Origin of the sequence: Streptococcus sp. FDAARGOS_256 (genome assembly GCF_002289235.2) — a bacterium.
Taxonomy (GTDB): Bacteria; Bacillota; Bacilli; order Lactobacillales; family Streptococcaceae; genus Streptococcus.
In genome coordinates, this window is record NZ_NTGM02000001.1 from 1722970 (window position 1) to 1745906 (window position 22937).

Sequence of the window (22937 nt, forward strand, 5' to 3'; positions counted from 1 at the left end):
AGAGATTTTGTTATAATAGATGAAAACGCTTAAAAAAAGAGGTATCATCTTATGACAAAAACAATTGCAATCAATGCAGGAAGCTCAAGCTTGAAATGGCAACTTTATCAAATGCCAGAAGAAACAGTATTGGCGAAAGGCTTGATTGAACGTATTGGCTTGAAGGATTCGATCTCAACTGTAAAATTTGACGACCGTTCTGAAAAACAAATTCTTGATATTGAAGATCACACACAAGCCGTTAAAATTTTATTGGATGATTTGATTCGTTTCGATATCATCAAATCTTATGATGAGATTACAGGTGTTGGGCACCGCGTTGTAGCTGGTGGTGAATACTTCAAGGAATCAACGGTCGTTGAGGGCGATGTTTTAGAGAAAGTCGAAGAGTTGGGACTTTTAGCTCCTCTTCACAATCCAGCTAACGCAGCTGGAATTCGCGCATTTAAGGAATTGCTTCCAGATATTACCAGTGTTGTCGTATTTGATACCTCATTCCACACAAGCATGCCAGAGAAGGCTTACCGCTATCCTCTACCAACTAAGTATTACACTGAGAATAAGGTTCGTAAATACGGAGCCCACGGGACAAGTCACCAGTTTGTCGCAGGAGAAGCAGCGAAACTTTTGGGCCGTCCTCTAGAAGATTTGAAATTGATTACCTGCCATATTGGTAACGGGGCTTCTATCACAGCTGTTAAGGGTGGGAAGTCTGTGGATACTTCTATGGGATTCACACCACTCGGCGGTGTGATGATGGGAACTCGTACAGGAGATATTGATCCTGCTATCATCCCTTATCTCATGCAATATACAGAGGATTTCAATACCCCTGAAGATATTAGTCGCGTTCTCAATCGTGAATCAGGGCTCATGGGAGTTTCTGGTCAGTCAAGCGATATGCGTGATGTGATTGCTGCCATGGAAGCAGGAGACCATGATGCGACTTTGGCTTATGAAATGTATGTCGATCGTATTCAAAAACATATCGGTCAATACCTTGCAGTCCTAAATGGAGCAGATGCGATTATCTTCACAGCAGGGATCGGTGAAAATGCAGCTTTGGTTCGTGAGGATGTCATTTCAGGTATCTCTTGGTTTGGTTGTGATGTGGATCCAGAAAAGAACGTCTTTGGCGTAACGGGAGACATCTCAACTGACGCAGCGAAAATCCGTGTCTTGGTTATTCCAACAGATGAAGAATTGGTGATTGCACGCGATGTTGAGCGCTTGAAAAAATAAGTAAATACACGTAAAATTTGATTGTAAAAAGAAGTTGGGAAAGAGATTTTCCAGCTTTTTTTATGTAGAAAATGTCTAAAACCTTGCTGTTATTGGCTTTTTCAAAAAATATGGTATAATAGTAGTAATTTAATAGATGGAGTTGAGTTTTGAAGAAAAGCTTTCGTGTAAAAAGAGAGAAAGATTTTAAGGCGATTTTCAAGGACGGAACAAGTTTTGCCAATCGAAAATTTGTTGTCTACCAATTGGAAAACCAGCAAAACCATTTTCGAGTAGGACTGTCCGTCAGCAAAAAGCTGGGGAATGCAGTTACCAGAAATCAAATTAAAAGACGAATCCGGCACATTCTACAAAGTGTAAAAGGGAGTTTAGTAGAGCATGTTGATTTTGTCGTGATTGCCCGAAAAGGGGTGGAAACCTTGGAATATGCAGAGATGGAGAAAAACCTACTCCACGTATTAAAGTTATCAAAGATTTACCAGGAAGGAAATGGGAGTGAAAAAGAAACTACAGTTGACTAGTTTGTTGGGCTTGTCCTTGGTTATCATGACAGCCTGTGCAACAAATGGTACAGCTAGCGATATAACAGCAGATTCGACAGACTTTTGGAGCAAATTCGTTTATTTTTTTGCTGAAATTATCCGCTTTTTGTCCTTTGACATTAGTATCGGAGTGGGGATTATCCTCTTCACAATCTTGATTCGGACGATTTTATTGCCGGTCTTTCAGACACAGATGGTTGCCTCTAGAAAAATGCAAGAGGCTCAACCACGCATCAAGGCTTTGCGAGAGCAATATCCGGGTCGTGATATGGAAAGTAGAACCAAGCTAGACCAGGAGATGCGTAAGGTTTATAAAGAGTTAGGAATCAAGCATTCATCCTCTCTCTGGCCAATTTTAATACAAATGCCGGTTCTCTTGGCGCTCTTTCAAGCCTTGAGTCGAGTTGACTTTTTGAAAACAGGTCACTTTTTATGGATTAATTTGGGAGGAGTAGATACAAGTTTTGTCCTTCCGATTTTGGCGGCAGTCTTTACCTTCTTGAGTAGCTGGTTATCGAATAAAGCTTTGTCCGAAAAAAGTGGAGCTACGACAGGGATGATGTATGGTATGCCTGTATTGATCTTTATTTTTGCCATTTCCGCCCCAAGTGGTGTAGCCTTGTACTGGGCTGTATCCAATGCTTACCAAGTTTTGCAAACCTATTTCCTGAACAATCCTTTCAAGATTATTGCTGAAAGAGAAGCAGTGGCGCAAGCAGAAAAAGATTTAGAAGGCAAGAAGAGAAGAGCTTTGAAAAAAGCACAGAAAAAGAAAAAATAAGGAGGAATCTGGTAATGGTATTATTTACAGGTTCAACGGTTGAAGAAGCAATCCAAAAAGGATTGAAAGAATTAGACATTCCAAGAATGAAGGCCCACATCAAGGTCGTTTCGAAAGAGAAAAAAGGATTCTTAGGCTTGTTTGGTAAGAAGCCAGCTCAAGTTGATATCGAAGCCATTAGTGAAACGACAGTGATCAAAGCCAACCAGCAGGCCATTAAAGGGGTTCCAAAAGAAGTTAATGAAAAAAATGAACCCGTGAAAACAGTAAGTGAAGCAACTGTTGATTTGGGGCATGTAGTTGAAGCGATTAAGAAGATTGAAGAAGAAGGTCAAGGTGTCTCTGAAGAGGTCAAGGCTGAAATCTTGAAAAATGAAAAACATGCCAGCACGATTTTGGAAGAAACAGGCCATATTTCAATTTTAAATGAATTGGAACCAGAGAATACTACCGAGGAAGTGGAATCTGCTCCAGAAAAAGAAACTGAAACGCAGGAAACAACAAGCCAGTCTTTGGAAGATTTAGGCTTGAAAGTAGAACCAAGTTATGACATCGAACAAGTGGCAACAGAAGTAGCTAGCTACGTTCAAACCATTGTAGATGATATGGATGTTGAAGGGACGATTTCAAGCGACTACAATCGCCGCACCATCAATCTTCAAATTGACACTAATGAACCAGGCCGTATTATCGGCTACCACGGGAAAGTCTTGAAAGCTCTTCAGCTGTTAGCGCAAAATTACCTTTACAATCGCTATTCGAGAACCTTCTATATCACGATCAATGTCAATGATTACGTTGAACACCGTGCAGAAGTCTTGCAAACCTACGCTCAAAAATTGGCGACTCGCGTTTTAGAAGAAGGACGTAGCCAACAAACTGATCCAATGTCAAATAGCGAACGCAAGATTATCCATCGCATTATTTCACGCATGGATGGCGTGACGAGTTACTCTGAAGGCGATGAGCCAAATCGCTATGTTGTCGTAGATGCAGAATAAGCAAAGCAAAATCAGGTTTGTCCTGATTTTTTGCTAGGAAAGGAAAGATTCAGATATGCTGAAAGCAGTTAGAGAATACCTATCATTTGCAGGTGTCCAGTACCGTAATCCTGATAAAGCTGGCGATGAAAGAGAAAAGATGTTGAATTTGCGGCAAAAAGGTCAAGAGGCACGGAAGTCTTTCACAGAATTGGCCAAAACCTTTCAAGCAAGTCATCCAGAATGGCAACTCCAACAGACTAGCCAGTGGATGAACCAAGCGCAACGCTTGCGGCCGCATTTCTGGGCCTATCTTCAGAGAGACGGACAAGTGACAGAACCTATGATGGCCTTGCGTTTATATGGAGCACCTACTGACTTTGGGGTTTCTTTGGAAGTCAGTTTCATCGAGCGTAAGAAAGACGAACAGACCTTGGACAAGCAAGCCAAGGTTTTAGAACTTCCAGCGGTAGAAGGAATTTATTATCTAGTCTACTCAAATGGGGAAAGTTATAAGATGGAGGCTAATGAAGAAAATCGTCGTACTTTACGCGAGAAGCTGAGAAGTCAGGAAGTCCGTAAAGTGTTAGTTAAGGCAGATGTTTCTTTTATAGAAAATCAGTCAGTAGAAGCGATATTAGAGAAGCTAGAAGACGCTTATACGCGCTTGTTGCCTTACTATGAAGTAACGAGGGGATAGACAAATCAAATGTGTTAGATGAGCGCAAATTGTTTTATTGCTATTCTATGCATTTTTTCATATAATAGTAAAATAGGATGTGTGATTTATTAATCACCTCAAAGAGAAAGGAAATTCTATGTCAAATCTATCTGTTAATGCAATTCGTTTTCTAGGTATTGACGCCATCAACAAAGCAAACTCAGGTCACCCAGGGGTGGTTATGGGGGCTGCTCCTATGGCCTATAGCCTCTTTACAAAGCAACTTCGTATCAATCCAGCTCAACCAAACTGGATCAACCGCGATCGCTTTATTCTTTCAGCAGGACACGGCTCAATGCTTCTTTATGCCCTTCTTCACCTCTCTGGTTTTGAAGATGTTAGCATGGATGAAGTCAAGAACTTCCGCCAATGGGGTTCCAAAACACCAGGTCACCCAGAATTTGGTCATACAGCAGGGGTTGACGCTACTACTGGACCTCTAGGACAAGGGATTTCAACTGCCACTGGTTTTGCCCAAGCAGAACGTTTCTTAGCAGCCAAATATAACCGCGAAGGTTTCAATATCTTTGACCACTATACTTATGTGATCTGTGGAGACGGAGATTTGATGGAAGGTGTCTCAAGTGAGGCGGCTTCATACGCAGGCTTGCAAAAACTTGACAAGTTGGTGGTTCTTTATGATTCAAATGACATCAACTTGGATGGTGAGACAAAGGATTCCTTTACAGAAAGTGTTCGTGACCGTTACAATGCCTACGGTTGGTATACAGCCTTGGTTGAAGATGGAACAGACTTGGAAGCTATCCATGCTGCTATCGAAGCTGCTAAAGCTTCAGGCAAACCATCTTTGATTGAAGTGAAGACTGTGATTGGATATGGCTCTCCAAACAAACAAGGAACCAATGCTGTACACGGTGCTCCTCTTGGAGCAGATGAAACTGCGGCTACTCGCCAAGCTCTTGGTTGGGATTATGAACCATTTGAAATTCCAGAACAAGTTTATGCTGATTTCAAGGAAAATGTTGCAGATCGTGGCGCATCAGCTTATCAAGCTTGGACTAAATTAGTTGCTGATTATAAAGAGGCTCATCCAGAACTGGCTGCAGAAGTAGAAGCCATTATCGACGGCCGTGACCCAGTTGAGGTGACTCCAGCAGACTTCCCAGCCTTAGAAAATGGATTTTCTCAAGCAACTCGTAATTCAAGCCAGGATGCTTTGAACGTTGTAGCTGCTAAATTGCCAACTTTCTTAGGTGGTTCAGCTGACCTCGCTCACTCAAACATGACATATATCAAAACGGACGGACTTCAAGACGACGCTAATCGCTTGAACCGCAACATTCAGTTTGGTGTTCGTGAATTTGCTATGGGAACGATCTTGAACGGTATGGCCCTTCATGGTGGACTTCGTGTTTATGGTGGAACCTTCTTCGTCTTCTCTGACTATGTGAAAGCAGCAGTCCGCTTGTCAGCCTTGCAAGGACTTCCTGTGACTTATGTCTTTACCCACGATTCAATCGCAGTTGGTGAAGATGGTCCAACTCACGAACCAGTTGAACACTTAGCAGGTCTCCGTGCTATGCCAAATCTGAATGTTTTCCGCCCAGCAGATGCGCGTGAAACTCAAGCGGCTTGGTACCTTGCCGTGACAAGCGAAAAAACACCAACTGCCCTTGTCTTGACACGTCAAAATTTGACTGTCGAAGAGGGAACAGACTTTGACAAAGTTGCTAAAGGTGCCTATGTCGTCTATGAAAATGCAGCAGACTTTGATACGATTTTGATTGCAACAGGTTCAGAGGTGAATTTGGCGGTCGCAGCTGCCAAAGAATTGGCTAGTCAAGGTGTAAAAGTCCGTGTAGTCAGCATGCCATCAACAGATGTCTTTGACGCACAAGATGCAGCTTACAAGGAAGAAATCCTTCCAAATGCAGTTCGCCGTCGTGTTGCAGTCGAAATGGGTGCAACTCAAAACTGGTACAAGTATGTTGGTCTTGATGGTGCCGTTCTCGGTATTGATACCTTTGGAGCATCTGCCCCAGCACCAAAAGTATTGGCAGAGTACGGATTTACAGTTGAAAATCTAGTCAAAGTCGTTCAAAACTTGAAATAATCACAAAAATCAGAGTGAAAACTCTGATTTTTTATAACCATAAAAACAAGGCACAATCTTGTAAAAGTAGCTGAAATTTGATATAGTAGTCCTATGTAAAACACAAAGGAGAAAACAATGAATCCAAATATTACTTTCTTAATCATGCTTGTAGGTATGTTTGCCTTGATGTTCTTTATGCAACGTTCTCAAAAGAAACAAGCACAAAAGCGTATGGAAAGCTTGAACAAGCTTCAAAAAGGCTATGAAGTCATTACAATTGGTGGACTTTACGGAACAGTGGATGAAGTAGATACTGAGAAAGGTACAATCGTACTGGATGTAGATGGCGTTTATTTGACTTTTGAATTGGCTGCTATCAAGACCGTTTTGCCACTCAAAGAGGCTGTGACACCAGAAGGAACAGTTGTTGACGAAAGCGGAGCAATCGAAGAATAAAACGGGATCTGTCACTCCCGTTTTTCTATGAGATGAGAGGAAAAGGGATGAAAAAAATAGTATTTGTTTGCTTAGGAAATATCTGTCGTAGCCCCATGGCAGAGTTTGTGATGAAATCCATGACGAGCGATTACCACGTCGAAAGCCGGGCAACGTCATCATGGGAACATGGCAATCCGATTCATAAGGGAACGCAAGGGATTTTCCAGCAATATCAGATCCCGTATGATAAAGACAAAACATCGCTTCAGATTGGCAGGGAAGACTTTGAATCGTTTGATTACATTATCGGTATGGATGCTTCAAACGTTTCAGATCTGCGTAAAATGTGCCCTCAGGAACTACAGTACAAGATCTACTCTTTTGCATCTGAAAGTGTCCCAGATCCTTGGTATACAGGAGATTTTGAGGAAACCTATGCTCGTATCACAAGTGGATGTCAAAGCTGGCTAGATCGATTAGAAAATGAGAGTGACAATGGAAAAGCTTAAACAATTTTATGAGAAGTATAGAGTTTACCTAACTCGTCCTAGGTTAGAGCTCATTGCAGTAGTTGTAATAGTACTCTGTGCTCTTTCGGTATTTCTGCTAAATACGCCTAAAAAGGGTGTCCTGACACTTGATGGTGGAGCTCTTGTTTATGATGGCACCTTGGTACGAGGGAAAATGAATGGTCAAGGAACCTTGACCTTTGAAAATGGAGACCAATATACAGGTGATTTCAATAATGGAGCCTTTAATGGAAAAGGGACTTTCCAATCAAAAGCTGGCTGGAAATACGAAGGTGATTTTGTAAATGGCCAGGCTGAAGGTCAAGGGAAGTTGACGACAGAGCAAGAAGTTGTTTATGAAGGGACCTTTAAACAAGGCGTTTTTCAGCAAAAACAGTAGTCTCCAAGTTAGGAGACTATTTTTTAAAACCAGCAAGAAAGCGCTTTCTTTGTTTGGATTTGATAACTAACTATCAACTAGAAAAGCTTTGTGAAATAAAAAAAATTTCTCCATAATTTCACAATCATCCGGCCAAAACTCTATTGCATAGCTATATTGAGAAAAAAATCACAATCTCAGAAAAATTCTTTGTGAAATACTTATGAAACTGTTTACAAAGCATAAAAAAAGAGTTATAATAAACTTGTGAAAAAATTAACAAAGGATAACATCCTTAAAGGCTATGGAGGATAATATGGCTGATAAAAAAACAGTAACACCAGAGGAAAAACAACTTGCTGCTGAAAAGCATGTCGATGGTCTCGTGAAAAAAGCCTTGGTTGCGCTTGATGAAATGCGCAAGTTGAACCAAGAGCAAGTTGACTACATCGTGGCAAAAGCTTCGGTTGCAGCACTTGACGCGCACGGTATCCTTGCACAACATGCAGTTGAAGAAACTGGTCGTGGAGTATTTGAAGACAAGGCAACAAAGAATCTATTTGCCTGTGAGCACGTAGTGAACAATATGCGTGGAGTTAAAACAGTTGGAGTTATCGAAGATGATCCAATTACAGGTTTGACAAAGATTGCGGAGCCTGTCGGTGTAATCTGTGGTGTCACTCCGACAACAAACCCAACTTCAACAGCGATTTTCAAATCCTTGATTGCTTTGAAAACACGTAACCCAATCGTTTTTGCCTTCCACCCATCTGCTCAAGAATCATCAGCTCACGCAGCACAAATCGTTCGTGATGCAGCTATTGCGGCTGGAGCACCTGAAAACTGTGTTCAATGGATTACAGAACCATCTATGGAAGCAACTGGAGCGCTTATGAACCACGAAGGTGTTGCAACTATCCTTGCAACTGGTGGGAATGCCATGGTTAAAGCTGCATACTCATGTGGAAAACCAGCTCTTGGGGTAGGTGCCGGAAACGTTCCTGCCTATGTAGAAAAATCTGCTGACCTTCGTCAAGCTGCTCATGATATTGTTATGTCTAAGTCATTTGATAATGGGATGGTCTGTGCATCAGAACAAGCCGTTATCATTGATAAAGAAGTATATGACGAATTTGTAGAAGAATTCAAATCATATCACACTTACTTTGTAAACAAAAAAGAAAAAGCCCTTCTTGAAGAATTCTGTTTCGGTGTAAAAGCTAATAGCAAAAACTGTGCAGGTGCTAAACTAAATGCAAACATCGTTGGTAAACCAGTAGCATGGATTGCTGAACAAGCAGGATTTAGCGTTCCAGAAGGAACAAACATCTTGGCTGCAGAATGTGCAGAAGTAGGACCGAAAGAACCATTGACTCGTGAGAAATTGTCACCAGTTATTGCTGTCCTAAAAGCTGAAGACACAGAAGATGGTCTTACAAAAGCTCGTCAAATGGTTGAGTTTAACGGACTTGGTCACTCAGCAGCTATCCATACAAAAGACGAAGAGCTTGCTAAACGCTTTGGTACAGAAATCAAAGCTATGCGTATTATCTGGAACTCTCCATCTACTTTCGGTGGTATCGGTGACGTATACAATGCCTTCATTCCATCATTGACACTTGGATGTGGTTCATATGGACACAACTCAGTCGGTGATAACGTGAGTGCGATCAACCTTCTAAACATCAAGAAAGTAGGGAAACGTAGAAATAATATGCAGTGGTTTAAAGTTCCTTCAAAAATTTACTTCGAACGCAATTCTATCCAATACCTTCAAACATGTGAAGATATTGAACGCGTTATGATTGTTACAGACAAATCGATCGAAAAACTTGGTTTTGTTCAACGCATTATTGACCAATTGAACAAACGCAGCAACCGTGTAACTGTCCAAGTCTTCTCAGACGTTGAACCAGACCCAGATATCACAACTGTAGAACGTGGTACTGAAGTAATGAGAGCATTTGAACCAGACACAATCATCGCTCTTGGTGGTGGTTCTCCAATGGATGCAGCGAAAGTAATGTGGCTCTTCTACGAACAACCACAAATCGACTTCCGTGACTTGGTTCAAAAATTCATGGACATCCGTAAACGTGCCTTCCGCTTCCCATCACTTGGTAAAAAAGCGAAATACATAGGTATTCCAACAACTTCAGGTACAGGTTCAGAAGTAACACCATTTGCCGTTATCTCTGATAAGAAAAACAATCGTAAATACCCATTGGCTGACTACTCATTGACACCAACTATTGCGATTGTTGACCCTGCTTTGGTTGAGTCAGTTCCAGACTTCATCGCTGCGGATACAGGTATGGACGTCTTGACTCACGCGACTGAAGCTTACACTTCAAACTTCGCTAACGACTATACAGACGGTATCGCCCTTCAAACAATCAAACTTGTCTTTGAATGGTTGGAAAAATCTGTTAAGACAGCTGATCCAGAAGCTCGCGAAAAAATGCACAATGCATCTACAATGGCTGGTATGGCCTTTGCCAATGCCTTCCTTGGTATGAGCCACTCAATGGCCCACAAGATCGGTGCGGTTCACCATACTGTTCACGGACGTACAAACGCAATCTTGCTTCCATACGTTATCCGTTACAATGGTACTCGCCCATCTAAGACGACTACATGGCCTAAGTATAACTACTGGAAAGCTGACGAAAAATTCCAAGATATTGCTAGAATGCTTGGATTGCCTCACTCAACTCCAGAAGAAGCAGTTGAAGCATACGCTAAAGCTGTTTACGAACTTGGTGTTGCAGTAGGTATAAAGATGAACTTCAAGGATCAAGGAATCGATGAAAAAGCTTGGAAAGACAGCTTGCATGAAATTGCCTTGCTTGCTTATGAAGACCAATGTTCACCTGCTAACCCTCGCTTGCCAATGGTAGCTGACATGGAAGAAATCATGGCAGATGCTTACTATGGTTATGCAGAACGACCAGGACGTCGCAAATAATTGTTTATCAGCCTAGAGACAGGAGAAATCCTGTCTCTTTTTTGTAAACTCTGAAAGCGTTGAAATTGGAGTTTCACCTTGAAATGAAGAGGATATGCAGATATTATAAAAGATTCTAGAGATATGCTTTGAAAATAAAAGAATGGATGAATAAAAAGGGGGAGAAAAAGTAGAAAAGCGGGAGAGAAAATCAACGCCCGTACTTGCAATTAAACTCAAATAGTTATATAATAGGTTTGTTGAAAGGTGATTTGTAGTGATTCAAGTTACTCTTTTCACAATAAAAATTTCATGATTTTCATAAGGAGGAAATCACTAATGGTAGTTAAAGTTGGTATTAACGGTTTCGGACGTATCGGTCGTCTTGCTTTCCGCCGTATCCAAAACGTAGAAGGTGTTGAAGTTACTCGCATCAACGACCTTACAGATCCAGTTATGCTTGCACACTTGTTGAAATACGACACAACTCAAGGTCGTTTCGACGGTACTGTAGAAGTTAAAGAAGGTGGTTTCGAAGTTAACGGTAAATTCGTTAAAGTTTCTGCTGAACGTGATCCAGAACAAATCGACTGGGCTACTGACGGTGTAGAAATCGTTCTTGAAGCAACTGGTTTCTTTGCTAAGAAAGATGCAGCTGAAAAACACCTTAAAGGTGGAGCTAAGAAAGTTGTTATCACTGCTCCTGGTGGAAACGATGTTAAAACAGTTGTATTTAACACTAACCACGACGTTCTTGATGGTACTGAAACAGTTATCTCAGGTGCTTCATGTACTACAAACTGCTTGGCTCCAATGGCTAAAGCTCTTCAAGATAACTTCGGTGTTGTAGAAGGATTGATGACTACTATCCACGCTTACACTGGTGACCAAATGATCCTTGACGGACCACACCGTGGTGGTGACCTTCGCCGTGCTCGCGCTGGTGCTGCAAACATCGTTCCTAACTCAACTGGTGCTGCTAAAGCTATCGGTCTTGTAATCCCAGAATTGAATGGTAAACTTGACGGATCTGCACAACGTGTTCCAACTCCAACTGGATCAGTTACTGAATTGGTAGCAGTTCTTGAAAAGAACGTTACTGTCGATGAAGTAAACGCAGCTATGAAAGCAGCTTCAAACGAATCATACGGTTACACAGAAGATCCAATCGTATCTTCAGATATCGTAGGTATGTCTTACGGTTCATTGTTTGACGCAACTCAAACTAAAGTTCTTGACGTTGATGGTAAACAATTGGTTAAAGTTGTATCATGGTACGACAACGAAATGTCATACACTGCACAACTTGTACGTACTCTTGAATACTTTGCAAAAATCGCTAAATAATTCTTGAGTCGATAAAAGCAAGGCCTTCTGGTCTTGCTTTTTTGTATAGAAAAATGGATGATAGTGTCATCCATTTTGTTTTAATTCTGTTTCAAAAGTATCCGAGAGGGCAGTAAAACTCAATTGTTCTAAGGTGAGTGGATGAGTAAAGGAAAGTCGAAAGGCATGAAGCATCAGCCTGCTTACTTTTGATCTAGAGTTATAGAGAGGATCGCCCAGGATAGGGTGCTTATGGTGAGAGAGGTGAACACGGATTTGATGCGTTCGACCGGTCTTTAGTTTGCAACGGACAAGGGTAGTCTGATTTGGAAATTGCTTTAGTCGGCTTACCTGAGTTTCGGCATGTTGCCCACTTTTGGGATCTACCACTCGTTTTCTGCGATCGTGTCGATCACGACCAATTTTATCTCGAAAGACAAGTTCTTTACTCTCTACTCGTCCTTCTATAAGTGCCCAGTATTCCCTAGAAATCTCTTTTTTCTCCAGTAAGCGATTGAGAATAGGCAGGATAAAAGGATTTTTGGCAAAGAGAATCAAACCACTAGTTTCCATGTCCAGACGATGAACGACATAGCAGGTTTGGCCAACATAGGCAGAGACATGATTGAGAAGGGCAATTTCACCAGGTTGATTTCCGTGAGTTTTCATTCCCTCTGGCTTGTTGACGATAATGAGATGTTGGTCTTGATAAACCTCTTGAACGAGGTCTGAATTGCCCCAAAGGATTTCTTTTGGGGGATAATCTTCCTCGTCAAAAGTCAACTGGCAAATGTCCCCTGGCTTGACCATCTCGTTCCAGTGAACTTCTTTGTGGTTGATTAAGATGTTCTTCTTTATTCTCAAAAAATGGCGGATTTTTCTAGGGATGAGGAGTTGTTCCTCTAGGAATTGTTTGACCGTCATTTGAGGCAAGGATTCGGGTAATGTAAATGTGAATTGCATACAGATATTGTAACAAAAAAAGCCCTATTTGGATAGGGAGTAGCTAAATTCTTGAGTTCCTATGGTGAAGATGATAAAATAAACGCATGAAATTAGATAAATTATTTGAGAAGTTTCTTTCTCTCTTTAAAAAAGAAACGAATGAATCAGCGGAGTCTGATTCGACTAGCATGCGTCGTTCACGGAGCGACAGAAAAAAATTGTCCCAAGTAGGTCCAATTCGGAAATTTTGGCGTCGTTATCATCTGACAAAAATCGTCATCATTTTAGGGTTAAGTGCTGGTTTACTGGTAGGAACCTACTTGTTTGCGATAGCCAAGTCTACCAATGTCAATGACTTGCAAAATGCCCTGAAAACGCGAACTCTGATTTTTGACCGCGAAGAAAAAGAGGCAGGAGCCCTATCAGGTCAAAAGGGAACCTATGTTGAACTGACAGATATTAGTAAAGACTTGCAGAATGCTGTCGTCGCGACAGAGGACCGTTCCTTTTATAAAAATGATGGGATTAACTACGGTCGTTTCTTTCTAGCCATCCTTACAGCGGGTCGTTCTGGAGGGGGTTCCACCATCACTCAACAGTTGGCGAAAAATGCCTATCTTTCCCAGGACCAGACCGTTGAACGGAAGGCCAAGGAGTTTTTCCTTGCCTTAGAGTTGACAAAGAAATACAGCAAGGAGCAAATCCTTACTATGTACCTCAATAACGCCTACTTTGGAAATGGAGTATGGGGCGTTGAAGATGCAAGTAAGAAATATTTTGGTGTATCGGCTTCACAACTAACGCTTAATCAGGCGGCTACTCTAGCAGGGATGCTCAAGGGACCAGAATTGTACAATCCATTAAATTCTGTTGAAACTTCGACCAACCGTAGGGATACTGTTTTGCAAAATATGGTTGCAGCGGGCTATATTGATAAAAATCAAGAAACCGAAGCGGCTGGAGTAGATATGGCTTCTCAACTGCAAGATAAGTATGAAGGCAAAGTTTCGGATTATCGTTACCCGTCCTATTTTGATGCAGTTGTCAACGAAGCAGTTTCCAAGTACAATCTCACAGAAGAAGAGATTGTCAACAACGGCTATCGAATCTACACAGAGCTTGACCAAAACTACCAAGCAAACATGCAGGTTATTTACGAAAACACTTCGCTATTTCCAACGGCAGAAGATGGAACGCATGCCGAATCAGGTAGTGTTGCTCTAGAGCCTAAAACGGGTGGAGTGCGTGGAGTTGTTGGCCGTGTAGCTGGTGATGACAAACCAGGCTTCCGCAATTTCAACTATGCCACTCAGTCTAAGCGTAGCCCAGGCTCAACTATTAAACCTTTAGTCGTTTATACACCCGCAGTAGAAGCAGGATGGGCCTTGAACAAGCAACTGGATAATCATACGATGCAGTACAACAGTTATCAAGTAGATAACTATGCGGGTATTAAGACATCTCCAGAAGTACCTATGTATCAGGCCTTGGCGGAATCACTCAACCTGCCAGCTGTTGCGACTGTAAATGAATTAGGTATTGACAAAGCTTTTGACGCTGGGGAGAGATTTGGTCTGAATATGGAAAAAGTTGACCGAGTTCTTGGAGTTGCTCTTGGTGGAGGTGTGGAAACGAATCCTCTCCAGATGGCGCAAGCCTATGCAGCCTTTGCTAATGGAGGTTTGATGCCTGAAGCACATTTCATCACTCGTATTGAAAATGCCAGCGGCCAGATCATCAAGAGTCATAAAAACTCCCAAAAACGAGTGATTGATAAGTCGGTAGCCGATAAAATGACCAGCATGATGCTAGGAACATTTACCAATGGTACAGGAATTAGTTCGTCACCGGCAGATTATGTTATGGCTGGTAAAACAGGTACGACTGAAGCTGTTTTCAACCCAGAATATACCAGTGACCAGTGGGTGATCGGCTATACTCCGGATGTGGTAATCAGCCACTGGCTCGGTTTCCCAACAACAGATGAGAACCATTATCTAGCAGGTTCGACCTCCAATGGAGCAGCCCATGTCTTTAGAAGTATGGCTAATACCATTTTACCTTACACTCCAGGTAGTACTTTTACAGTTGAGAATGCTTATAAACAAAATGGGATTGAACCAGAAAATACGAAAAAGCAAGTTGTTGAAAATGAGACAAACCAGTCTGAAGATCCGATAGGAGATATTCGTAGTCGTGCACAAAATCTTGTAGATGAAGCAGGACGTGCGATTTCAGAAGCTAAAATAAAAGAAAAAGCTCAGACAATATGGGACTCAATCCTTAATCTATTTCGTTAAGAGGCTTGTCAAAGCCTAGGTTTCTTGTTATAATAGATAAGATGGAGGCGTTATGGCACTAAAAAAAGCAAGCCTAGCTTGTGCAGTTTGTGGTTCAAGGAATTACTCAATCAAAATTAGTGGGAACCCCAAGCCAACACGACTAGAAGTAAATAAATTTTGTAAACATTGTGGAAAATATACGACACATAGAGAAACGAGATAGGAGAGAACGATGGGTTTTATTAAGGATATTTTTAAACTTCTTAAAGAAACAACTTGGCCAACTCGCAAAGAAAGCTGGAGAGATTTTCGCTCTATTATGGAATACACAGCCTTCTTTGTGGTCATCATTTACATTTTTGACCAGTTGATTGTATCAGGTTTGATTCGATTTATTAACATTTTTTAGAAGAAAAGTGGAGAAGTTCTGCTAACTTTCTTCTATATATGTATGAAAGGAAATATCATGGATAGTTTTGACAAGGGATGGTTTGTTCTACAAACTTATTCTGGCTATGAAAATAAGGTAAAAGAAAATCTATTGCAACGTGCGCAAACATATAACATGTTGGATAATATTCTTCGCGTTGAGATTCCAACACAAACCGTGCAAGTTGAGAAAAATGGAAAGAAAAAGGAAGTTGAAGAGAATCGCTTTCCAGGTTATGTCCTTGTAGAAATGGTCATGACCGATGAAGCATGGTTCGTCGTTCGAAACACACCTAACGTAACAGGATTCGTCGGCTCACACGGTAACAGATCAAAACCAACTCCACTTTTGGAACAAGAAATCCGTGATATTCTGGTTTCAATGGGACAAACTGTTCAAGAGTTCGATATTGATGTTGAAGTTGGCCAGACAGTCCGCATCATTGATGGCGCTTTTGCAGACTACACAGGTAAAATTACTGAAATTGATAACAACAAAGTGAAGATGATTATCTCTATGTTTGGTAATGATACGATTGCAGAAGTGAATCTCAACCAAATTGCAGAATTATAACCCCAGAGAGGCTTTGCCTCTCTTTTTATGTGCCGTTGGGGGAGGAAGAAGTATAGAATAGAGGAAGTAGACCCAGTGGCTCGCGCATTTTGCTAAACTAAATGCAGAAAGGAGAGGTCTATGAATCTAAAAGATTTATATGAAGAAAGTAAGGGAATCGTCCATAAGTGTCGCAAAGATTATCATTTGCATCTGTGGGAGAAAGAGGACTGGGATCAGGAAGGCATGTTATGTCTGTATGAGCTGGTGAGTTGCAACCCAGAGTTACTAGAGGGGGAGCGCCATCGACTTTATGTCTGCTTTAAAACAAAGTTTAGAAATCGTATCCTAGATTACATCCGTAAACAGGAAAGCCACAAGCGCCGTTTTGACAAAGAACCCTATGAAGAGGTGAGTGAGATTAGTCATCGTCTAGGAGAAAAAGGACTCAGGCTGGACGATTATTATCTCTTTCACGAACTTCTAAAGAATTACAAATCAAAGCAGAGTATGGAAAAACAAGAGTTAATAGACCGTCTAATGGGAGGAGAAGTCTTTAGAGGACGTAAAGCTCTCCTGAGAGAACTTTCCCTAATCTTTTCAGAATTTCGGTAAAGAGGAAAAAAGTCCTTGACAAAGGTAAAAAAGTAGGTATAATAGAAAGAGTTGAAAAACTCAGGTCCGTTGGTCAAGGGGTTAAGACACCGCCTTTTCACGGCGGTAACACGGGTTCGAATCCCGTACGGACTATGGTGTATTGCGGTTAGAAAAAACTTGAAAAAAGTTTAAAAAATCTGTTGACAGAGGCAGGTAGCTGTGATATACTAATATAGTTGTCGCTCGAGAGAATGAGTGACAAAGACCTTTGAAAACTGAACAAGACGAACCAATGTGCAGGGCACTATAACTAAGGTTATAGTACTGAACAATGAAAAAACAATAAATCTGTCAGTGACAGAAATGAGTGAGAACTCAAACTTTTAATGAGAGTTTGATCCTGGCTCAGGACGAACGCTGGCGGCGTGCCTAATACATGCAAGTAGAACGCTGAAGGAGGAGCTTGCTTCTCTGGATGAGTTGCGAACGGGTGAGTAACGCGTAGGTAACCTGCCTGGTAGCGGGGGATAACTATTGGAAACGATAGCTAATACCGCATAATAGTAGATGTTGCATGACATTTGCTTAAAAGGTGCAATTGCATCACTACCAGATGGACCTGCGTTGTATTAGCTAGTTGGTGAGGTAACGGCTCACCAAGGCGACGATACATAGCCGACCTGAGAGGGTGATCGGCCACACTGGGACTGAGACACGGCCCAGACTCCTACGGGAGGCAGCAGTAGGGAATCTTCGGCAATGGACGGAAGTCTGACCGAGCAACGCCGCGTGAGTGAAGAAGGTTTTCGGATCGTAAAGCTCTGTTGTAAGAGAAGAACGAGTGTGAGAGTGGAAAGTTCACACTGTGACGGTATCTTACCAGAAAGGGACGGCTAACTACGTGCCAGCAGCCGCGGTAATACGTAGGTCCCGAGCGTTGTCCGGATTTATTGGGCGTAAAGCGAGCGCAGGCGGTTAGATAAGTCTGAAGTTAAAGGCTGTGGCTTAACCATAGTACGCTTTGGAAACTGTTTAACTTGAGTGCAAGAGGGGAGAGTGGAATTCCATGTGTAGCGGTGAAATGCGTAGATATATGGAGGAACACCGGTGGCGAAAGCGGCTCTCTGGCTTGTAACTGACGCTGAGGCTCGAAAGCGTGGGGAGCAAACAGGATTAGATACCCTGGTAGTCCACGCCGTAAACGATGAGTGCTAGGTGTTAGACCCTTTCCGGGGTTTAGTGCCGCAGCTAACGCATTAAGCACTCCGCCTGGGGAGTACGACCGCAAGGTTGAAACTCAAAGGAATTGACGGGGGCCCGCACAAGCGGTGGAGCATGTGGTTTAATTCGAAGCAACGCGAAGAACCTTACCAGGTCTTGACATCCCTCTGACCGCTCTAGAGATAGAGTTTTCCTTCGGGACAGAGGTGACAGGTGGTGCATGGTTGTCGTCAGCTCGTGTCGTGAGATGTTGGGTTAAGTCCCGCAACGAGCGCAACCCCTATTGTTAGTTGCCATCATTCAGTTGGGCACTCTAGCGAGACTGCCGGTAATAAACCGGAGGAAGGTGGGGATGACGTCAAATCATCATGCCCCTTATGACCTGGGCTACACACGTGCTACAATGGCTGGTACAACGAGTCGCAAGCCGGTGACGGCAAGCTAATCTCTTAAAGCCAGTCTCAGTTCGGATTGTAGGCTGCAACTCGCCTACATGAAGTCGGAATCGCTAGTAATCGCGGATCAGCACGCCGCGGTGAATACGTTCCCGGGCCTTGTACACACCGCCCGTCACACCACGAGAGTTTGTAACACCCGAAGTCGGTGAGGTAACCATTTGGAGCCAGCCGCCTAAGGTGGGATAGATGATTGGGGTGAAGTCGTAACAAGGTAGCCGTATCGGAAGGTGCGGCTGGATCACCTCCTTTCTAAGGATAAGGAACTGCACATTGGTCTTGTTTAGTCTTGAGAGGTCTTGTGGGGCCTTAGCTCAGCTGGGAGAGCGCCTGCTTTGCACGCAGGAGGTCAGCGGTTCGATCCCGCTAGGCTCCATTGGTGAGAGATCACCAAGTAATGCACATTGAAAATTGAATATCTATATCAAATAGTAACAAGAAAATAAACCGAAACGCTGTAGTATTAAAAGAGTTTATGACTGAAAGGTCAAAAAATAAGGTTAAGTTAATAAGGGCGCACGGTGGATGCCTTGGCACTAGGAGCCGAAGAAGGACGTGACAAACGACGATATGCCTTGGGTAGCTGTAAGTAAGCGATGATCCAGGGATTTCCGAATGGGGGAACCCAACAGGTACTACCTGTTACCCGCATCTGTTAAGGATGTGAGGAGGAAGACGCAGTGAACTGAAACATCTAAGTAGCTGCAGGAAGAGAAAGCAAAAGCGATTGCCTTAGTAGCGGCGAGCGAAACGGCAGGAGGGCAAACCGAAGAGTTTACTCTTCGGGGTTGTAGGACTGCAATGTGGACTCAAAGATTATAGAAGAATGATTTGGGAAGATCAGCCAAAGAGAGTAATAGCCTCGTATTTAAAATAGTCTTTGTACCTAGCAGTATCCTGAGTACGGCGGGACACGTGAAATCCCGTCGGAATCTGGGAGGACCATCTCCCAACCCTAAATACTCCCTAGTGACCGATAGTGAACCAGTACCGTGAGGGAAAGGTGAAAAGCACCCCGGGAGGGGAGTGAAATAGAACCTGAAACCGTGTGCCTACAACAAGTTCGAGCCCGTTAATGGGTGAGAGCGTGCCTTTTGTAGAATGAACCGGCGAGTTACGATATGATGCGAGGTTAAGTTGAAGAGACGGAGCCGCAGGGAAACCGAGTCTGAATAGGGCGAATTAGTATCATGTCGTAGACCCGAAACCATGTGACCTACCCATGAGCAGGTTGAAGGTGCGGTAAGACGCACTGGAGGACCGAACCAGGGCACGTTGAAAAGTGCTTGGATGACTTGTGGGTAGCGGAGAAATTCCAAACGAACTTGGAGATAGCTGGTTCTCTCCGAAATAGCTTTAGGGCTAGCGTCGACATAAAGATTCTTGGAGGTAGAGCACTGTTTGGGTGAGGGGTCCATCCCGGATTACCAATCTCAGATAAACTCCGAATGCCAATGAATTATGGTCGGCAGTCAGACTGCGAGTGCTAAGATCCGTAGTCGAAAGGGAAACAGCCCAGACCACCAGCTAAGGTCCCAAAATAATTGTTAAGTGGAAAAGGATGTGGGGTTGCACAGACAACTAGGATGTTAGCTTAGAAGCAGCTATTCATTCAAAGAGTGCGTAATAGCTCACTAGTCGAGTGACCCTGCGCCGAAAATGTACCGGGGCTAAAACAATTTACCGAAGCTGTGGATACCTTTATAGGTATGGTAGGAGAGCGTTCTATGTGTGAAGAAGGTATACCGTGAGGAGTGCTGGAACGCATAGAAGTGAGAATGCCGGTATGAGTAGCGAAAGACAGGTGAGAATCCTGTCCACCGTAAGACTAAGGTTTCCAGGGGAAGGCTCGTCCGCCCTGGGTTAGTCGGGACCTAAGGAGAGACCGAAAGGTGTATCCGATGGACAACAGGTTGATATTCCTGTACTAGAGTATGTAGTGATGGAGGGACGCAGTAGGCTAACTAAAGCAGACGAATGGAAGTGTCTGTCTAAGCAGTGAGGTGTGATATGAGTCAAATGCTTATATCTATAACATTGAGCTGTGATGGGGAGCGAAGTTTAGTAGCGAAGTTAGTGACGTCACACTGCCAAGAAAAGCTTCTAGCGTTTAAACATACTCTACCCGTACCGCAAACCGACACAGGTAGTCGAGGCGAGTAGCCTCAGGTGAGCGAGAGAACTCTCGTTAAGGAACTCGGCAAAATGACCCCGTAACTTCGGGAGAAGGGGTGCTGACTTTACGTCAGCCGCAGTGAATAGGCCCAAGCAACTGTTTATCAAAAACACAGCTCTCTGCTAAATCGTAAGATGATGTATAGGGGGTGACGCCTGCCCGGTGCTGGAAGGTTAAGAGGAGTGCTTAGCGTAAGCGAAGGTATGAATTGAAGCCCCAGTAAACGGCGGCCGTAACTATAACGGTCCTAAGGTAGCGAAATTCCTTGTCGGGTAAGTTCCGACCCGCACGAAAGGCGTAATGATTTGGGCACTGTCTCAACGAGAGACTCGGTGAAATTTTAGTACCTGTGAAGATGCAGGTTACCCGCGACAGGACGGAAAGACCCCATGGAGCTTTACTGCAGTTTGATATTGAGTGTCTGTACCACATGTACAGGATAGGTAGGAGTCTATGAGATCGGGACGCCAGTTTCGAAGGAGACGTTGTTGGGATACTACCCTTGTGTTATGGCCACTCTAACCCGGATAGGTTATCCCTATCGGAGACAGTGTCTGACGGGCAGTTTGACTGGGGCGGTCGCCTCCTAAAAGGTAACGGAGGCGCCCAAAGGTTCCCTCAGAATGGTTGGAAATCATTCGCAGAGTGTAAAGGTATAAGGGAGCTTGACTGCGAGAGCTACAACTCGAGCAGGGACGAAAGTCGGGCTTAGTGATCCGGTGGTTCCGTATGGAAGGGCCATCGCTCAACGGATAAAAGCTACCCTGGGGATAACAGGCTTATCTCCCCCAAGAGTTCACATCGACGGGGAGGTTTGGCACCTCGATGTCGGCTCGTCGCATCCTGGGGCTGTAGTCGGTCCCAAGGGTTGGGCTGTTCGCCCATTAAAGCGGCACGCGAGCTGGGTTCAGAACGTCGTGAGACAGTTCGGTCCCTATCCGTCGCGGGCGTAGGAAATTTGAGAGGATCTGCTCCTAGTACGAGAGGACCAGAGTGGACTTACCGCTGGTGTACCAGTTGTCTTGCCAAAGGCATCGCTGGGTAGCTATGTAGGGAAGGGATAAACGCTGAAAGCATCTAAGTGTGAAACCCACCTCAAGATGAGATTTCCCATGATTTTATATCAGTAAGAGCCCTGAGAGATGATCAGGTAGATAGGTTAGAAGTGGAAGTGTGGCGACACATGTAGCGGACTAATACTAATAGCTCGAGGACTTATCCAAAGTAACTGAGAATACGAAGTGTGAGGTTTTCTTGAGATTTGATAGATATTCAATTTTGAGTAGGTATTACTCAGAGTTAAGTGACGATAGCCTAGGAGATACACCTGTACCCATGCCGAACACAGCAGTTAAGCCCTAGAACGCCGGAAGTAGTTGGGGGTTGCCCCCTGTGAGATATGGAAGTCGCTTAGCTCGAGGGAGTTTAGCTCAGTTGTAATTGAGAGGAAATCGAAATTACAATCGGCGGATGAGAGAAACGAAGTTTCTTACCGTTGGCTGAGCTAGACTCCGCCCTTTGGGAGTTTAGCTCAGCTGGGAGAGCATCTGCCTTACAAGCAGAGGGTCAGCGGTTCGATCCCGTTAACTCCCATAGGTCCCGTAGTGTAGCGGTTATCACGTCGCCCTGTCACGGCGAAGATCGCGGGTTCGATTCCCGTCGGGACCGTTTAAGATAACGGAAGTTATTTTAGACTCGTTAGCTCAGTTGGTAGAGCAATTGACTTTTAATCAATGGGTCACTGGTTCGAGCCCAGTACGGGTCATATTTGCGGGTTTGGCGGAATTGGCAGACGCACCAGATTTAGGATCTGGCGCTTAACGGCGTGGGGGTTCAAGTCCCTTAACCCGCATAATAGAAAGTAGCCGGCTTAGCTCAGTTGGTAGAGCATCTGATTTGTAATCAGAGGGTCGCGTGTTCAAGTCATGTAGCCGGCATTTTTTTATATAGAATAAGAGGTCGATGCGAACGTAGTTCAGTGGTAGAACACCACCTTGCCAAGGTGGGGGTCGCGGGTTCGAATCCCGTCGTTCGCTTAGAGAGGCCGGGGTGGCGGAACTGGCAGACGCACAGGACTTAAAATCCTGCGATTGGTAACGATCGTACCGGTTCGATTCCGGTCCTCGGCATATAATGATGAGCACCCTTAGCTCAACTGGATAGAGTACCTGACTACGAATCAGGCGGTTAGAGGTTCGACTCCTCTAGGGTGCATTTTTTTATTTAACGCGGGAAGTAGCTCAGCTTGGTAGAGTACTTGGTTTGGGACCAAGGTGTCGCAGGTTCGAATCCTGTCTTCCCGATCGATTACGAGGATACTTTTGGGTATCTTTTTTTATTTACTTAGGAGATTCTGAG

At 43.6% G+C, this 22937-nt stretch carries 17 protein-coding genes, 11 tRNA genes and 3 rRNA genes; 30 read left to right on the forward strand and 1 reads right to left on the reverse strand.

Annotated elements, in window-relative coordinates; translation table 11 throughout:
• The first annotated feature begins 51 nt into the window (after positions 1–51).
• From A6J84_RS08650 to gap, 11 genes are all read left to right on the forward strand, one after another.
• On the forward strand, positions 52–1242 hold the full coding sequence (locus A6J84_RS08650; protein ID WP_049478134.1) for an acetate kinase: 1191 nt from the start codon (positions 52–54) through the stop codon (positions 1240–1242).
• A gap of 149 nt (positions 1243–1391) precedes the next feature.
• Positions 1392–1763: a ribonuclease P protein component gene (rnpA, locus tag A6J84_RS08655; protein WP_000748120.1), complete on the forward strand. Its 372-nt coding sequence runs from the start codon at positions 1392–1394 to the stop codon at positions 1761–1763.
• The gene (locus A6J84_RS08660) at positions 1738–2565 is read left to right on the forward strand and encodes a membrane protein insertase YidC (protein WP_185758139.1); all 828 of its coding nucleotides are present in this window, start codon (positions 1738–1740) and stop codon (positions 2563–2565) included. The genes rnpA and A6J84_RS08660 overlap by 26 nt, the downstream gene beginning before the upstream one ends.
• A gap of 14 nt (positions 2566–2579) precedes the next feature.
• A complete protein-coding gene (jag, locus tag A6J84_RS08665) occupies positions 2580–3566 on the forward strand; it encodes an RNA-binding cell elongation regulator Jag/EloR (RefSeq protein ID WP_070657909.1) in 987 nt (328 codons plus the stop codon).
• A 55-nt stretch (positions 3567–3621) separates the two neighbouring features.
• Positions 3622–4245, forward strand: a complete 624-nt coding sequence (locus tag A6J84_RS08670; protein ID WP_049478892.1) for a hypothetical protein — start codon at positions 3622–3624, stop codon at positions 4243–4245.
• 118 nt (positions 4246–4363) lie between these two features.
• Positions 4364–6340 carry a transketolase gene (gene tkt, locus A6J84_RS08675; RefSeq protein ID WP_095726406.1) on the forward strand — a complete coding sequence of 659 codons (1977 nt, stop codon included), beginning with the start codon at positions 4364–4366 and terminating at the stop codon, positions 6338–6340.
• A gap of 117 nt (positions 6341–6457) precedes the next feature.
• The gene (yajC, locus tag A6J84_RS08680) at positions 6458–6778 is read left to right on the forward strand and encodes a preprotein translocase subunit YajC (RefSeq protein WP_070657906.1); all 321 of its coding nucleotides are present in this window, start codon (positions 6458–6460) and stop codon (positions 6776–6778) included.
• A 47-nt stretch (positions 6779–6825) separates the two neighbouring features.
• On the forward strand, positions 6826–7269 hold the full coding sequence (locus A6J84_RS08685) for a low molecular weight protein-tyrosine-phosphatase (protein WP_070657905.1): 444 nt from the start codon (positions 6826–6828) through the stop codon (positions 7267–7269).
• Positions 7256–7669 carry an MORN repeat-containing protein gene (locus A6J84_RS08690; protein ID WP_070657904.1) on the forward strand — a complete coding sequence of 138 codons (414 nt, stop codon included), beginning with the start codon at positions 7256–7258 and terminating at the stop codon, positions 7667–7669. Before A6J84_RS08685 ends, A6J84_RS08690 begins: the two co-directional genes overlap by 14 nt.
• Before the next feature lie 295 nt (positions 7670–7964).
• Positions 7965–10616: a bifunctional acetaldehyde-CoA/alcohol dehydrogenase gene (adhE, locus tag A6J84_RS08695; protein WP_095726407.1), complete on the forward strand. Its 2652-nt coding sequence runs from the start codon at positions 7965–7967 to the stop codon at positions 10614–10616.
• Positions 10617–10934: 318 nt separating this feature from the next.
• Positions 10935–11942, forward strand: a complete 1008-nt coding sequence (gap, locus tag A6J84_RS08700; protein ID WP_000260682.1) for a type I glyceraldehyde-3-phosphate dehydrogenase — start codon at positions 10935–10937, stop codon at positions 11940–11942.
• 66 nt (positions 11943–12008) lie between these two features.
• Here gap and A6J84_RS08705 read toward each other — a convergent pair whose 3' ends face one another.
• Positions 12009–12884: an RluA family pseudouridine synthase gene (locus tag A6J84_RS08705; RefSeq protein ID WP_084855922.1), complete on the reverse strand. Its 876-nt coding sequence runs from the start codon at positions 12882–12884 to the stop codon at positions 12009–12011.
• A gap of 86 nt (positions 12885–12970) precedes the next feature.
• On the opposite strand from A6J84_RS08705, the gene pbp2a reads away from it, so the two are divergent.
• From pbp2a to A6J84_RS08805, 19 genes are all read left to right on the forward strand, one after another.
• Positions 12971–15166: a penicillin-binding protein PBP2A gene (gene pbp2a, locus A6J84_RS08710; RefSeq protein WP_095726408.1), complete on the forward strand. Its 2196-nt coding sequence runs from the start codon at positions 12971–12973 to the stop codon at positions 15164–15166.
• 52 nt (positions 15167–15218) lie between these two features.
• A complete protein-coding gene (gene rpmG / locus A6J84_RS08715; RefSeq protein WP_001809375.1) occupies positions 15219–15371 on the forward strand; it encodes a 50S ribosomal protein L33 in 153 nt (50 codons plus the stop codon).
• 9 nt (positions 15372–15380) lie between these two features.
• Positions 15381–15557 (forward strand): preprotein translocase subunit SecE, encoded by a 177-nt coding sequence (gene secE, locus A6J84_RS08720; RefSeq protein WP_000505776.1) that lies wholly within the window; start codon positions 15381–15383, stop codon positions 15555–15557.
• A 57-nt stretch (positions 15558–15614) separates the two neighbouring features.
• Positions 15615–16151, forward strand: a complete 537-nt coding sequence (gene nusG / locus A6J84_RS08725; protein WP_000376732.1) for a transcription termination/antitermination protein NusG — start codon at positions 15615–15617, stop codon at positions 16149–16151.
• Between the two features lie 120 nt (positions 16152–16271).
• Positions 16272–16745: a hypothetical protein gene (locus A6J84_RS08730; RefSeq protein ID WP_001049305.1), complete on the forward strand. Its 474-nt coding sequence runs from the start codon at positions 16272–16274 to the stop codon at positions 16743–16745.
• Between the two features lie 63 nt (positions 16746–16808).
• Positions 16809–16880: transfer RNA gene (locus A6J84_RS08735), tRNA-Glu, on the forward strand.
• Positions 16881–17109: 229 nt separating this feature from the next.
• Positions 17110–18655 (forward strand): 16S ribosomal RNA (locus tag A6J84_RS08745).
• A 51-nt stretch (positions 18656–18706) separates the two neighbouring features.
• Positions 18707–18779: transfer RNA gene (locus A6J84_RS08750), tRNA-Ala, on the forward strand.
• Between the two features lie 122 nt (positions 18780–18901).
• Positions 18902–21802, forward strand: a 23S ribosomal RNA gene (locus A6J84_RS08755).
• 76 nt (positions 21803–21878) lie between these two features.
• Positions 21879–21994: ribosomal RNA gene (rrf, locus tag A6J84_RS08760) — 5S ribosomal RNA — on the forward strand.
• Together the 16S, 23S and 5S rRNA genes with 11 tRNA genes alongside form the textbook arrangement of a ribosomal RNA operon.
• Before the next feature lie 105 nt (positions 21995–22099).
• Positions 22100–22172, forward strand: a tRNA-Val gene (locus A6J84_RS08765).
• A gap of 2 nt (positions 22173–22174) precedes the next feature.
• A tRNA-Asp gene (locus tag A6J84_RS08770) sits at positions 22175–22247 on the forward strand.
• A gap of 24 nt (positions 22248–22271) precedes the next feature.
• Positions 22272–22344, forward strand: a tRNA-Lys gene (locus A6J84_RS08775).
• A 5-nt stretch (positions 22345–22349) separates the two neighbouring features.
• A tRNA-Leu gene (locus A6J84_RS08780) sits at positions 22350–22431 on the forward strand.
• Between the two features lie 12 nt (positions 22432–22443).
• Positions 22444–22516 (forward strand) — tRNA-Thr (locus A6J84_RS08785).
• Between the two features lie 27 nt (positions 22517–22543).
• Positions 22544–22615 (forward strand) — tRNA-Gly (locus A6J84_RS08790).
• Between the two features lie 7 nt (positions 22616–22622).
• Positions 22623–22708, forward strand: a tRNA-Leu gene (locus tag A6J84_RS08795).
• Between the two features lie 11 nt (positions 22709–22719).
• Positions 22720–22793, forward strand: a tRNA-Arg gene (locus tag A6J84_RS08800).
• 15 nt (positions 22794–22808) lie between these two features.
• A tRNA-Pro gene (locus A6J84_RS08805) sits at positions 22809–22882 on the forward strand.
• Positions 22883–22937: the final 55 nt, after the last annotated feature.

What these genes read in the sequence shown, in the direction of transcription:
- pbp2a (WP_095726408.1), top strand. Translation starts at nt 12,971, where the DNA reads ATGAAATTAGATAAATTATTTGAGAAGTTTCTTTCTCTCTTTAAAAAA.
- yajC (WP_070657906.1), top strand. Translation starts at nt 6,458, where the DNA reads ATGAATCCAAATATTACTTTCTTAATCATGCTTGTAGGTATGTTTGCC.
- gap (WP_000260682.1), top strand. Translation starts at nt 10,935, where the DNA reads ATGGTAGTTAAAGTTGGTATTAACGGTTTCGGACGTATCGGTCGTCTT.
- adhE (WP_095726407.1), top strand. Translation starts at nt 7,965, where the DNA reads ATGGCTGATAAAAAAACAGTAACACCAGAGGAAAAACAACTTGCTGCT.
- A6J84_RS08705 (WP_084855922.1), bottom strand. Translation starts at nt 12,884, where the DNA reads ATGCAATTCACATTTACATTACCCGAATCCTTGCCTCAAATGACGGTC.
- tkt (WP_095726406.1), top strand. Translation starts at nt 4,364, where the DNA reads ATGTCAAATCTATCTGTTAATGCAATTCGTTTTCTAGGTATTGACGCC.
- jag (WP_070657909.1), top strand. Translation starts at nt 2,580, where the DNA reads ATGGTATTATTTACAGGTTCAACGGTTGAAGAAGCAATCCAAAAAGGA.
- A6J84_RS08730 (WP_001049305.1), top strand. Translation starts at nt 16,272, where the DNA reads ATGAATCTAAAAGATTTATATGAAGAAAGTAAGGGAATCGTCCATAAG.
- A6J84_RS08650 (WP_049478134.1), top strand. Translation starts at nt 52, where the DNA reads ATGACAAAAACAATTGCAATCAATGCAGGAAGCTCAAGCTTGAAATGG.
- A6J84_RS08685 (WP_070657905.1), top strand. Translation starts at nt 6,826, where the DNA reads ATGAAAAAAATAGTATTTGTTTGCTTAGGAAATATCTGTCGTAGCCCC.
- secE (WP_000505776.1), top strand. Translation starts at nt 15,381, where the DNA reads ATGGGTTTTATTAAGGATATTTTTAAACTTCTTAAAGAAACAACTTGG.
- A6J84_RS08670 (WP_049478892.1), top strand. Translation starts at nt 3,622, where the DNA reads ATGCTGAAAGCAGTTAGAGAATACCTATCATTTGCAGGTGTCCAGTAC.
- nusG (WP_000376732.1), top strand. Translation starts at nt 15,615, where the DNA reads ATGGATAGTTTTGACAAGGGATGGTTTGTTCTACAAACTTATTCTGGC.
- rpmG (WP_001809375.1), top strand. Translation starts at nt 15,219, where the DNA reads ATGGCACTAAAAAAAGCAAGCCTAGCTTGTGCAGTTTGTGGTTCAAGG.
- A6J84_RS08690 (WP_070657904.1), top strand. Translation starts at nt 7,256, where the DNA reads ATGGAAAAGCTTAAACAATTTTATGAGAAGTATAGAGTTTACCTAACT.